The sequence below is a fragment of the Saccharopolyspora sp. NPDC003752 genome, from assembly GCF_053605825.1.
This window is the reverse complement of sequence record NZ_JBSGJZ010000017.1, coordinates 25,043-37,104: the sequence shown is the minus strand read 5'-3', so window position 1 is coordinate 37,104 and position 12,062 is coordinate 25,043. Positions and strand designations below refer to the sequence as shown.

11 protein-coding genes are annotated in these 12,062 nt (G+C 70.2%); 3 read left to right on the top strand and 8 right to left on the bottom strand.

Features of this window, described 5'->3' with window-relative positions:
- Positions 1–53 precede the first annotated feature (53 nt).
- From ACWEV3_RS22555 to ACWEV3_RS22520, 8 genes are all read right to left on the bottom strand, one after another.
- Complete coding sequence (locus ACWEV3_RS22555; RefSeq protein ID WP_452615797.1) at positions 54–1,136, bottom strand: lysozyme; 1,083 nt, start codon at positions 1,134–1,136, stop codon at positions 54–56.
- 379 nt (positions 1,137–1,515) lie between these two features.
- The gene (locus ACWEV3_RS22550; protein WP_452615796.1) at positions 1,516–2,712 is read right to left on the bottom strand and encodes an alkyl sulfatase dimerization domain-containing protein; all 1,197 of its coding nucleotides are present in this window, start codon (positions 2,710–2,712) and stop codon (positions 1,516–1,518) included.
- Positions 2,709–4,718 carry an acetate--CoA ligase family protein gene (locus ACWEV3_RS22545; RefSeq protein ID WP_452615795.1) on the bottom strand — a complete coding sequence of 670 codons (2,010 nt, stop codon included), beginning with the start codon at positions 4,716–4,718 and terminating at the stop codon, positions 2,709–2,711. Before ACWEV3_RS22545 ends, ACWEV3_RS22550 begins: the two co-directional genes overlap by 4 nt.
- A 123-nt stretch (positions 4,719–4,841) precedes the next feature.
- Positions 4,842–5,651: an MFS transporter gene (locus ACWEV3_RS22540; RefSeq protein ID WP_452615927.1), complete on the bottom strand. Its 810-nt coding sequence runs from the start codon at positions 5,649–5,651 to the stop codon at positions 4,842–4,844.
- The gene (locus tag ACWEV3_RS22535; protein ID WP_452615934.1) at positions 5,651–5,845 is read right to left on the bottom strand and encodes a hypothetical protein; all 195 of its coding nucleotides are present in this window, start codon (positions 5,843–5,845) and stop codon (positions 5,651–5,653) included. Before ACWEV3_RS22535 ends, ACWEV3_RS22540 begins: the two co-directional genes overlap by 1 nt.
- Before the next feature lie 155 nt (positions 5,846–6,000).
- Positions 6,001–6,627 carry a TetR/AcrR family transcriptional regulator gene (locus tag ACWEV3_RS22530; protein WP_452615794.1) on the bottom strand — a complete coding sequence of 209 codons (627 nt, stop codon included), beginning with the start codon at positions 6,625–6,627 and terminating at the stop codon, positions 6,001–6,003.
- A gap of 129 nt (positions 6,628–6,756) precedes the next feature.
- A complete protein-coding gene (locus ACWEV3_RS22525) occupies positions 6,757–7,104 on the bottom strand; it encodes a hypothetical protein (protein ID WP_452615793.1) in 348 nt (115 codons plus the stop codon).
- Positions 7,105–7,685: 581 nt separating this feature from the next.
- Positions 7,686–7,976: a hypothetical protein gene (locus tag ACWEV3_RS22520; RefSeq protein WP_452615792.1), complete on the bottom strand. Its 291-nt coding sequence runs from the start codon at positions 7,974–7,976 to the stop codon at positions 7,686–7,688.
- Between the two features lie 578 nt (positions 7,977–8,554).
- Between ACWEV3_RS22520 and ACWEV3_RS22515 the strand changes: the two genes are divergently transcribed.
- The 3 genes from ACWEV3_RS22515 (at position 8,555) to ACWEV3_RS22505 (ending at position 12,032) form a co-directional block, all read left to right on the top strand.
- Entirely contained in the window at positions 8,555–9,889 is a 1,335-nt protein-coding gene (locus tag ACWEV3_RS22515) for a hypothetical protein (protein ID WP_452615791.1), read from the top strand.
- 276 nt (positions 9,890–10,165) lie between these two features.
- Complete coding sequence (locus ACWEV3_RS22510) at positions 10,166–10,543, top strand: hypothetical protein (protein ID WP_452615790.1); 378 nt, start codon at positions 10,166–10,168, stop codon at positions 10,541–10,543.
- 148 nt (positions 10,544–10,691) lie between these two features.
- Positions 10,692–12,032 (top strand): hypothetical protein, encoded by a 1,341-nt coding sequence (locus ACWEV3_RS22505; RefSeq protein WP_452615789.1) that lies wholly within the window; start codon positions 10,692–10,694, stop codon positions 12,030–12,032.
- The last annotated feature ends 30 nt before the right edge of the window (positions 12,033–12,062 follow it).

The following is a 12,062-nucleotide window of genomic DNA, read 5'->3' as shown; positions in this document are numbered from 1 at the left end:
GCCCGCTTGCGCGGACGGCCCGCTCCCGTCGAAATTCCGGCGAACGCCGGGGGTCAGCCGGCCAGCTGCTTGAGCCGCTCGAAGCCCTGCTGGTACTGGTTCAGGTCGGTGTTGCCGCCGATGCCGGCGACATTGCCCTTGTCGGTGTACTGCCAGAAGTCCCAGTCGGAGAAGCCGCCGGGAACCGCCGGGCTGTCCACTTCGTAGGAGGCCAGCCACAGCGGGTGGCCGTCGAAGGTGTCGGTGCCGCCCATGCACTGCCGCCAGAACGACGGGTTGGCGTAGATGATCGGCTCCTTGCCGGTGCGCTCCTTGACCTTGTCGTTGAAGGTCTTGGTCCACAGGTGCATGTCGGACACGGACAGGCCGTAGCAGCCGCCGGAGTTCGGGTCCACTTCCAGGTCCAGCACGGGCGGCAGGGTCTTGCCGTCGGACTGGTAGTCGGCGGTGTTCAGGAACCGCTCGGCCTGCACCTCGGCCGAGGACGAACCCGGCCGCGCGAAGTGGTAGGCGCCCGCGATCAGGCCGGCGTCCTTGGCGCCGTGGTACTGCTCGCTGTAGCGCGGGTTGGTGAAGCTGGTGCCGTCGGTGGCCAGCACGAAGGTGAACTTCTTGCCGTCGGCCGCGACCTGGCGCCAGTCGATGTCGCCGTTGTGGTTGGACACGTCGATGCCCTCGACCGGCGGGCCAAGCGGGGTCTCCGGAGCCGGCTGCGCCTGCGGGGCGGGCGCGGCCTCGGGCGCCGGGGCCTGCTCGGGAGCGACCTGGGCCTGCGGCTGCTGGATCGGGGCTTCCATGGCGGCTTCGTGGACCTCGGCCTCGGTCGGGCCGGAGGTCGCGCTGCCGATCACGAGGCCCACCACGCCGACTGCGGCGACGGCGGCGCCCACCTGCATGGACCGGGTCCGCGGCGCCCGCCGCACGGACTCGGGGAGCTTCTCGACGTGCGGCGCAACCCTCTCCCGGAGACGCCGCACCACGGGTGCTTCCTGAATTCGCTGCAGCAGCGGTGCGAGCCACTGCAGGACGCGCTGGATCAGCGGGGCGAGCCACTCGCCGACGCGGTGCGCCGCCGGCCGCACACGATCCACTGCCGTGCGCAGGGCCTGGTCGGCACGCAGCGCAGCGGAACGCAACCCGCGGTCAGTCGCCTCGTTCGGGGTGGAGGCGTGATCGTTGTTTTCGGGGGATCTTGGTTGGTCGGAGGATTCGGGGTTCACGAGTCACCACACTCCAGCACGGAGCGTGTGCATGCATCGCGGTTTGTACGTACGCGGGTACCTGGATTAACCCCATCAGGCTACGTCCACCGCTTGATCCGTCACGATTTGTGACTGCGCGGCGTTTCGGCGGCAGCAGCCTAGCGGCTCAGCTCACAAGCCCCGTCCCGCGGGGTCGACAACCCGTGTGGCAGGTGGGGATATCGGTGGCCTTGTGCCACGACACCGGCGAGCGGAGATGCGTTCGTGAGTGTTCTGGGCCGCCATAGCGACCCAGAACACTCACGACGCCGCGCTAGATCCGGTACAGGCTCCGGGACACGTAGCTCGACGCCTGCTTCGCGCGCAGCTCGCACAGCTCCGCCTTCAGCTCGCGGGCCTCGACGACCTCCGGCTCGTCCCCCGGCGCCAGCGCGAGCAGGTCGATCACGTGCAGCGCCTGCTGCACCTCCCCCGCGTCGCGCAGCTCGCGGGCCCTGGCCAGCACCGCCGCCTGGTCCGTGATCGCTGCCGCGACCGCTGCCGCGGCGACGTCGGGATGGGACGGGTGCAGGTTGGTCGGGTTGAAGTCCCACCAGCCTGTCTCGGACCGCACGATGTCCCGGACCACGTAGTCGCGGTGCCCGTAGGTCTCGGCCATCCACGGCTGCTCGAACAGCTCCGCCGGGTAGTCGAGGTCGTGCAGGATCTCGCCGACCACCATGCCCTTGTTCAGCCGTGCCACCACTTCGGCGCGCAGCCAGCGCAGGGCCCGCGCGGTCCCGGTGAGCATCTCCCCGATCTGCTCGCGCCGCGGCTTGCCCCACTCCGGCACCACCACGGCGGGGTCCAGCGCGGCGAACCGGTCGAGGGTGTCGGCCCAGCGCACGGGGTCGCGGAGGGTGCGCAGCGGCGTGCCGACGTTCGGGATGGACTCGATCAACGCCGCGCTGCCGTAGAGGATGCGCTCCTGCGGCAGCCACACCGCCGTCACGTCGTCGGTCTCCGACGGCGCCCAGAGCAGCTGCACCACGCGGCCGGTGGTGCCGAGCGTCAGCGACTCGGCGTAGGTCTGGTCCGGGAACGTCTGCGGGGGTACCGCCGGGAAGTCCTCCTTGGCGCGGCGGAACTGCATCGAGTTGAGGTGGGACTGCAGCCCGCCCGTCTCGGCGTACCGGCGGTAGCGGCGGACCACGTTCTCGTGCGCGATGATCGTCGGCCGCGGGTCGCCGCGGCGTTCGGCGTCGGCGAGGAACCCGGGCACGCCGTAGTTGTAGCCCATGTGCCCGTGGCTGTAGACGATCCAGCGGATCGGGGCGTCGGTGTGCTGCCGCAGGTCGGCGAGCGCGTCCGGGACCAGCTTCGGGCTCGGCCCGGTGTCGACCACCAGCAGCCCCTGCTCGGTTTCGACGACGAAGCTGTTGCCCTGCAATCCCAGCTGGTAGACCCCCGGGGCGACGATCTGGGTCGGCCGGCGCTTCTCAAGCGGGTTGCGTTCGGCGGTGTCGGTCATGCTTCCTCCGATACGACGATGAGCGAGTCGACGGCGACGGGCGCGCAGTCCGCCGTCAGCAGCAGCGGGTTGATGTCGAGTTCGGCGAGCGCCGGTACCCGCACGACGAGCTCGCCGAGCCGGGCCAGCACCGCGGCGAACTCCTCAGTGGACAGTTGTGGAGCCGCGTCGGCGAGGGCTCGTGCGATCGCCCCGGGACGCGCGGGCAGGCGGATCACCTGGCGCGCCAGCCCCGCCTCTTCGACGCGCGAGCCGCCGGGCCCGATCAGCAGCGCGGGCCCGTAGTGCGGATCGCGCACCGCCCCGACGGCGATCTCGCCCTGGTGCGCGAGCTGCGGCTGGATCACCGCGCGCGCCCCGGCGAGGCCCAGTTCTCCAGCCCTGGCAAGCAGTTCCGCACAGGTAGCGGCGACGTCCGGCGCCGCGACGCCCAGCTTGACCAGGCCGAGGCGAGCGCGGTGCGGCGCGTCCGGCGAGTCGATCTTCACGACGTACCGATCGGCGGGTGGCAGGTCCTCGCCCGCGACGGCGGTGTCCACGTAGCGCACGCCGAGTTCGCGCAGCACCTCGCGGGCATCGATCTCGGTGACCACGCCGGTGTGCGGTTTCAGCAGCTCCACCGCCGCCGACACGTCCTGCTCACCGATCTCGACGTCCAGCTGCGCCGGGCGGATCACGCCGGGCAGCGCGCGGATCAGCCCGGCGATGCTCGGGTACACCACCCCGGGCGGCGTGCCGACCAGCGCGCCCGGCGGCGGGCACGCCCACACCAGCCAGCTCGGCGAGTCCAGCGCGGCGATCTTCTCGGCGAGGTCCCGGTACAGCTCCGGGAACAGGTCGCCGAAGGTGAAGCAGCAGACGACGCCGTCCACCTCGGGATCCTCGTCGAGCAGCGCGAGCAGCTGCCCGAACGCGTCGGAGCTGCGGTAGAACTGCCCGCCGAGGTCGATCGGGTTGTCCGTCGACGCGACGCCCGCGAGCTCCAGCTCCTCGATCCGGTCCCGGGTCTTCCCGCTCAACGGCCGGACTTCCGCGCCGAGCGCGGCCAGCCGGTCGGCGATGATCGCCCCGGCGCCGCCCGACATCGACAGCACCGCGATGTTCGGTCGCGGCGGCAGCGACACCTCGCGTTGCAATGCGACTACGAGGTCGGCGAACGACTCGTCGTCCTCGGCCACCACGATTCCCGCGTCCCGGCACAGCGCGTCGAACAGCAGCTGGTCCCCGGCCACGGCCGCGGTGTGCGAGAGCGTCGCGCGCTGCCCGGCCTCGCTGGCTCCGGCCTTGAGCACCACGATGCGCTTGCCGAGTTCGACCGCCCGCCTGCCGAGCCGTTCCAGCGCCTCCGGGTCGCGGATCTGCTCCACGTACAGCCCGAGCACCCGCACGTCGGGGCGTTCGACGAGGTAACCGCCGATGTCGGTGACCTCCAGGCAGGCTTCGTTGCCGACGCTGGCGTAATAGGTGAAGCCGACGCCGCGGGCGTCGAGCAGGCTGGCCAGCACGAAGCCGACCGCACCGCTCTGCGACACCAGCGACACCGGACCCGGCGGCGGCGCGGGCCGCGCCACGTACGCGGTGGTCGTCACGTTCGCCGAGGCGGGCTTGCTGATCACGCCGAGGCAGTTCGGCCCGAGCACCGGCATGTCCCCGGCGGCCTCGCGCAACCGCTGCTGCCGCTCCCGGCCGTCGGCGCCGTCCTCGGCGAATCCGGACGAGAACAGCACGACGGCTCCGACGCCACCGCGCCGCGCCCGCTCGATCACCTCGATGGCGGCCTCGGCCGGCACGGCCACGACCAGGATGTCCAGCAGCTTCCCGGATTCCGCCAGGTCGTCGAGGATCGGCAGGTCCACGTCGCGGTTGCGGGGCTCCACGGCGTACAGCTCGCCGCCGAACCCGCCGGAGCGCAGGATCTCCACCACCCGGCTCCCCCACGACCCGGGCCGGGCGGACAGCCCGATCACCCCGATCGCCTTGGGGAAGAACAACGAATCCAGCGGCATGCTGCCTCCTCCTGCTCTGCAGAGGTCGTTTGACGTGGTGACTCGGTTGGCGATTTCGCGCGAAATCGCCAACCCACAGGCGTGCAGAACGGCGATTTCGCGCGAAATCGCCGCGCGGAAAACTCAGGAGCGGTCGGCTGCGGCCGGGAGCAGGCCGAGGCGGCGGGCGTCGCGCTCGGGGTTCACGACCAGCACCGCGAGCAGGCCGCCGACGATCATCAGCCCGGCGCACAGGCCGAACGCGGTCTGGAATCCCGCCCCGCCCGAACCGGCGGCCTGGACGAGCGCGCCGGTCACGGCGGGCGCGAACACCCCGGCCAGGGTCACCAGCGCCGTCTTCGACGCGATCACCGCCCCGCGCTTGCGCACCGGCGCGATCTGCGCGGCGGTCAGGTAGCCCAGCGGGAACGCCACGCTCGGCAGCCCGAACGCCAGCGTCATCAGCACCAGAGCGGCGGCACCGCTGGTGTGCGGCAGGAGCAGCATGCAGCCGCCCGCGAAGGTGACGGCCAGCCCGGCGACGACACCGCGGGCCACCCGGCCGGTGGCACCGCGGCGCATCCAGCGCCCGGAGAGCCACGGGACGACCAGCATCACCAGCGCGTTCAGCACGTTCGGGATCACCACGACGACGCCGATCTGGTGCGGCTCGTACCCGAGCGCGTTCTCCAGGTACATCGGCAGCCAGGCGGTGTTCATCGCCAGCGCCCAGTACGCGCCGACCCCGGCCAGCAGGCCGCCGACGAAGGTGCCGTTGAAGAACAGCTTCCGGTACGGCACGTCCGGCTCGCCGCCCGCCTGCACGACGCCGTGCTGCCCGGCGTCATAGGTGGTCAGCGGCCCTTCGCGGCCGATAAACGCCCACAGCACCACCCACACCACGCCGGCCAGCGCCAACGCGACGAACGCCGCGCGCCAGCCGTGGTTGGTGATCAGGTAGACCAGCGTCGGCGACGCGATGACCCCCGCATGATCGGCCCGGCCGCGAGCCCGAGCACCGCCTTGTCGCCGAAGTTGATCACCATGAGGGTGACGACCATCGCCACGACCAGCCAGGCCCGCATGCTCCCGGGCTGCGTCTGGCGCGTGCCGCTGCCGGCCAACTCGGTGGTCTGGGGAACCGCCAATGAACTCGCCTCCTCGCGGCGGCAGCCTCAACGGCGAGGCCGCGCCGACCCACAGAGGAAAGCGCGTGTTTAACGTTTCGTCAATCCTGTGGAGACAGATTTTCCCTCAGCAGCAAGCTCTTTCATGATCTACTCAGACATCCTGAACAGGTAATTCAGGGCTTCTCGGGCGTCTGCGGCCCCAGCCGTTCGGCGACCGCGAGCATCCGCTCGTCCAGTTCGCGCACGCCGATGCCGAACTCCTTGGCCAGCCGCGTGCGCGACATCGCGTACCCGAGCGACAGCGAAACCATCATCGCGTGCACCGCCACCGGATCGATCTCCGAATCCAGCGCGCCCTCGGCCTGGTCCTGCTTCAACCGCTGCTGCGTGTGCGGCAGGTCGGGCATCAACCGCAGCGTCGAGTCGCCGTCCAGCACGAGCAGCGCGACCAGCCGGTACATCGACACGTACCGGATGCAGCCGCGCAGCACGTGCTTCAACCGGTCGCCGAAGCCCAACGGCTCGTCCTGCAACCGCGCGCTCATGATCCGTTGCCGCACGTTGTGCCGCAGCGCCGCGCGCAGCAGATCGCGCCGCGAGCCGAAGTAGTGGTACACCAGCGCGCGGTTCACGCCGGCGTGGTCGGCGACCTCGCGCAGGTTGAGACCCTTGAGCACGCCGTCCCGGGCCAGCAGTTCCAGCGCCGCCCGTTCCAGGGAGCGCGCGGTCTGCTCGCTGTCCATCGACGCGCCGCCCGGTGTCCGCGACTTAGCCATCCGGCCACCGTACTCAACGGTCATGAACGCTCCGGCCGCAAACCTCGATCACCTCCGCGGGACGCGAACGATCGCAGGCCCGGCAATGCGGGACGACGACAGACGGGCGGGCCCGCGCAGAGACGACGGACCCGCCCGTACGGTCAGAAAGGATCACCCCACCAGGATGACGACATCGCCACCGACGCCGTCGCCACCATGGCCGTTACCGCCAATGCCGGGACCACCAGGACCACCGTCACCACCGACGCCGCCGTTGCCGCCGTCGCCGCCACCGGTGCCTCCGCCGGCACCGCCGCCATTACCGCCGCCGCCACCGTTGATCGCGATGGGGTCCCAGCCGCCGTGGAACGGGAACGTCGACATGACCGTTCGCGCAGGCAGGAACTCCAGGCGCTGGTCATGGAGCTCCTCGGAGCTCAGCGGTTGAGTCTTGTCGAACACTTTGTCCTCCTTCGCTCGAATGGGCTCGGATGCCGCGCGGAGATCGATGCCGAACAAGGTCGCAAGTTCCCCAGATCCCCATTCCAACGCCCCCAGATTCGTTGGCATCAGCACGGAGCCTAGGCGAACCCGGAATCCGGCGCAGTCCGAAATTTTCCGACACGTCGAGACCCCAGCGCGCAAACCGCTGCCCTAATGTCGACTCCCCCTCGCCACCAGGGAGAACCACCGTTCGGAGCACCGCACGAAAATCAAGTTCCACAGGCGGGCACCTGACTCCGACACCGCAATTACATCACTCTCATGTTTGCAATTATGCGATCAGAATCATTTATAAAACCGTATGGTCTCGTAATTTTCGGCGATGAAGGCTGCCAGCCCAGCCTTGTGTCGGCAAACCGATCAGTACCGAGCAGTCCACATCCGCACCTTGAGTACGCCGTCGCAAGCCAACAACTCAAGCCCCCGCCCCCCAAGGGACCGCACGGCCTGCTCACCGGCCATCGAGCGTCCCGACTTGGCCACACCAAACTGCGATCGCCTCCGCAGGACGAGGCGATCGCAGGCCGGGCGCTACAGGACGACAAGGGCCGGCGGACCCGCAAAAAGCGACGGACCGCCGACTCGGCCGAAAAGGATCACTTCACTACGACAAAGACACCGCCTCCATGGCCGTTACCACCAACGCCGTTACCACCAATGCCGGGACCGCCGGGACCGCCGTCACCACCGACGCCGCCGTTACCACCGGCGCCGCCACCGGTGCCTCCGCCGGCACCGCCGCCATTACCGCCACCGCCACCGTTGATCGCGATGGGGTCCCAGCCGCCGTGGAACGGGAACGTCGACATGACCGTGCGCGCAGGCAGGAACTCAATGCGCTGGTCGTCGAGCTCCGCGGAGCTCAATGGTTCGCTGTTGTCGAACACTTTGTCCTCCTTCGTTCGAATGGGCTCGGATGCCGCGCGGAGATCGATGCCGAACAAGGCCGTAAGCCCCCAGATCCCCATTCCAACGCCCCAGATTCGTTGGCATCAGCACGGAGACTAAGGGAACCCGCGATCCAGCGCAGCCCGAAAACTCTGGCAACCCGGGCCACAATGCCGCAAGCCATCGACCAGCGCACATCAGCACCCCTGCGTCCTGAATCGACACCCCAACACGCCCCGGAAAACAATCGATTCAGGCAAACGGGAGACCCGCTCCGGCATCGCACTCACGTTCACGACCATCAAATCGGAAACATTTTCGAAAACAACCGGTCGCGTAATTTTCGACCGCCGGGAACGTCAACCGGAACCCGGCCGCGCAAACCGGGCAGCACAAAATCCTTCCGGCAGCTTGGGGCGCTGGAAGATCGGCGGCCACCAAGATCAGGTTCTGCGGGCACATCCCGGAGACGAGCCACGACATCACTCTTTCGAACTCCATGGTTATTAGTTCTTTAGGCCTAAACTATGCGACTGTTCGGACCAGTCCTGATCACAATGGGCAAGGAGTTGCGTCGATGAGTAACCGTCCACGTCGGGCCGTTCCCGCGGAGGTGCCGAGCACGGCGATCTCCGGCGGCAGTCAGAACTCGGCAAGCCGACACTGGTGGCCGCTGCCCAGCGCCGCCATGCTCGCCGCGGCGTTCAGCCTCATCATGGTCCAGCCCGCCGATGCCGCGACGCCCACCTGCACCCGAACCCCCAACGGTTCCGGGGAGAACATCTACTGCTCCCGGGGTGTCCCAGCCGGGATGACGCTCGAAGGCACCGACGGCAACGACCTGATCGTGTTGGACGGCACGCTGGCGGGCACGATCAACGCCGGCGGCGCCGACGACACGATCATCATCACCGGTAAGAGCGGCGGCGACGGCGGCAAGGGCGGCAACGGATACCTCGGGCCCACCGCCAGGAGCGACCGGAGCACCGCCGGCACCACCGGCGCCAACGGCGGCGAGAACGGCGGCAGCACCGGCGGTACTTCCGGCAAGGACGGCCCCAACGCCAGGACCAGCGCGCGGGCCGGCGGAAGCGCAGGCGTCGGCGGTCCCGGCGGCAACGGCTCCCCTGCGGTGGCGTCCACCGGCATCCTCAACGCCGGTCCCGGGAACAACACGATCACCATCACCGGCGGCAAGGGCGGCAACGGCGGCGAAGGCGGCAACGGCGGCCCGGGCAGCACCAACCCCGCCGACGCGCGCGGCGGCGCGGGCGGCAACGGGGGCGCGGGCGGCATCGGCAACCTCGGCCGCATCTACCCCGGCACGGGCCACAACAAGATCACCATCACCGGCGGCGACAACGGCGATGGCGGCACCGGCGGCAAGGGCGGCCCCGGCACGGCGGACACCCGCAGCGGCAATGGCGCTGTCGGCGGCAACGGCGGCGGTGGCCGCCACACCGACAACGGGAACGGCGGCGTCGGCAACGGCCCGACGGGCACGATCGTCAGCACCGGCAACGACGACATCACCGTGCAAGGCGGCAAGGGCGGCCGCGGCGGCACCGGCGGCAAGGGCGGCGACGGCGAGCCGAGCGCCACCAGCTTCCGCATGGGCGTCGACGTGGAAGGCGACGGCGGGACCGGCGGAACCGGGGGCGGCGGCGGAGCCGCGAACACCGGCAACATCATGTCCGAGGGCGGCGGCAGGGCCATAGTCAGCGTCCTCGACGGCGACGGCGGTGACGGCGGCAACGGCGGCGACGGTGGCGACGGCGACGGCATCGGGAGCACGCCCGGACTCCAGGGCCAAGGCGGCCTGAACTCCATTGCGGACACCGGCGGCGTTGGTGGCACCGGCGGCCGCGGCGGCCACATCGGCACCAGCGAGGACACTCGCCGCAACCCCTGATGAGCGTCATGAACCTGCACCAACCACGACAGCCCCGCGCACCGCCGTCCCCCTCCCCGCTCGGCGGTCGATCGACGGTCGAACCCCGACGAGATGCGCACGCACCTCCACGGCGGCGGAAAGCCGTTTGCTCGTAAGGGTGAATTGAAGTGCATCAGGCGTTCGGTGCTTCTAGGTTCTGCCCGTGCGCCAGGAACGTGCCGCTGCGGCGCATCCAGCGGGTGACCGAGTTCCGGTTTTCCCAGTGAATCCCCTCGAATTGCGAAGGAGCACCTGATGCCACAGACCTTTCGGTCGCTGAGCGCTGCCGAACTGGCGGACCAGCGCGTCGAGTTCCTCCCGGCGCGCACCGTCATGTCAACGTTCTGGCTCCCCTGGAACGGCGATGATGTGATGGCCCCGTACTACGGACCCGCGCACACCGGAACCGTGACCGGGGACGCCAACGTCACCACCACCGGTGACATCCACGGCGGCACCGGCGGCAACGGTGGCGGCCAAGGTGGCGGCCAAGGTGGCGGCAACGGCGGGGCCGGCGGCAACGGCGGCCTCGGAGGCGATGGCGGCGACGGCGGCGACGGCGGCGACGGCATCGGCGGCGACGGCATCGGCGGCAACGGCATCGGCGGCAACAGCACCGCCAGTGCCGGCTGACGTCGAGCGATGTGAGCAGTGCGGCGTTCAAGACGGCGCGATGACGCGCCGCTGAGCGTTCCACAGTCGGCGGGCGCGACCTCCCCCATCAAGGACGATGTCGCGCCCGTCGGCCGTTTCCAGACCGGATGATCACCCAGGAGTAGCAATGGCCGCCCCGCACCAGGCCGGGTCGCCCCCGGCGGACGAGGACGTCGCGCACCTGCCGGTGCCCGCGCTCGTGGCGGGCACCGAGCTGATCGGCCGCTACCAGGGCTCCGGGCATCGCGAAGCGCCGTACCTGGTGCGCCGCCGCGATGGGCAGGTCCTCCAGCTTTCGCACTTGCTGTACCTGGTGGCGGCGGGGCTCGATGGGCGCCGCAGCTTCGCGGAACTCGCGGCGCGACTCAGCGGCGAGTCGGAGCGCACCATCACCGCCGGGCAGGCGTTCTTCCTCGTCGAGAACCGGTTGCGGCCCGCCGGGATCGTGGCCGTGTCGGAGTCCGGTGCGCCGCCGGAGAAGGTCCCGAAGGGGCGGGATCGGTTGCTGGCGCTGAAGTTCCGCGTCGCACTGGTGCCGGAGCGCGCCGTCGCGGTGATCGCCGGGATCTTCCAGCCGCTGTTCTGGCCGCCGGTGGTGGTCACCGTCCTGGCGGCCTTCGTCTTCGCCGACGTCTGGTTGGCCGTGCACGGCGGCGCCGAGCAGGTCGTCGCGGGCGCGAAGGCGCTGCTCAACCGGCCGGAGCAGCTCCTGCTGGTGCTGGTGGTGCTGATCGTCTCCGGGATGTTCCACGAGTGCGGCCACGTCGCCGCCTGCCGCTACGGCGGCGCGCGGCCGGGCGCGATGGGCGTGGGCATCTACCTGGTGTGGCCCGCGATGTACAGCACGGTCACCGATTCCTACCGGCTCAGCCGCGGCGGCCGGCTGCGCACGGATCTCGGCGGCATCTACTTCAACGCGATCGCCATGCTCGCCATGATCGCCGCCTACGCGCCGACCGGTTCGCCGTGGCTGCTGGCCGCGTTCCTGACGTGGCAGGCGACCACCTTCTGGCAGCTCCTGCCGTCGATCCGCTTCGACGGCTACTACATCCTGAGCGACCTGGTGGGCGTGCCCGACCTGTTCGACCGGATGGGGCCGGTCCTGCGCAGCCTGCTCCCGGGCCGCCGCCCGCATCCGCGCGTGCAGGAGCTCAAGCCGTGGGTCCGCCGGGTGATCACGGTGTGGGTCGTGCTGGTGATCCCGTTCATGGCGTACTGGATCATCGCCTTCCTGCTCCTAGCGCCGCACGTGCTGCCCACCGTGTGGCAAGCGCTGGTCCTCCAGTGGAACGGCGTGGGCGCCTCGGTGCGGGCGGGCGACGCCGCCGCGGCGACGGTCGGCGTACTCCGGCTCGCGCTGCTGGTGCTGCCGTGGGCGGGCCTCGCGCTGGTGCTCACCAACCTGACCCGCCAGCTCATCCGGTCGCTGCGCAGGTGGCGGACCCGCCGGGCGTCCGCCTCGCGGTAGGTCTCGGCGCCGGAGGATGGCGTTTTCGCG

Coding starts and splice junctions, on each gene's coding strand:
- ACWEV3_RS22505 (WP_452615789.1), top strand. CDS start 10,692: ATGGCCGCCCCGCACCAGGCCGGGTCGCCCCCGGCGGACGAGGACGTC.
- ACWEV3_RS22550 (WP_452615796.1), bottom strand. CDS start 2,712: ATGACCGACACCGCCGAACGCAACCCGCTTGAGAAGCGCCGGCCGACC.
- ACWEV3_RS22515 (WP_452615791.1), top strand. CDS start 8,555: ATGAGTAACCGTCCACGTCGGGCCGTTCCCGCGGAGGTGCCGAGCACG.
- ACWEV3_RS22530 (WP_452615794.1), bottom strand. CDS start 6,627: ATGACCGTTGAGTACGGTGGCCGGATGGCTAAGTCGCGGACACCGGGC.
- ACWEV3_RS22545 (WP_452615795.1), bottom strand. CDS start 4,718: ATGCCGCTGGATTCGTTGTTCTTCCCCAAGGCGATCGGGGTGATCGGG.
- ACWEV3_RS22510 (WP_452615790.1), top strand. CDS start 10,166: ATGCCACAGACCTTTCGGTCGCTGAGCGCTGCCGAACTGGCGGACCAG.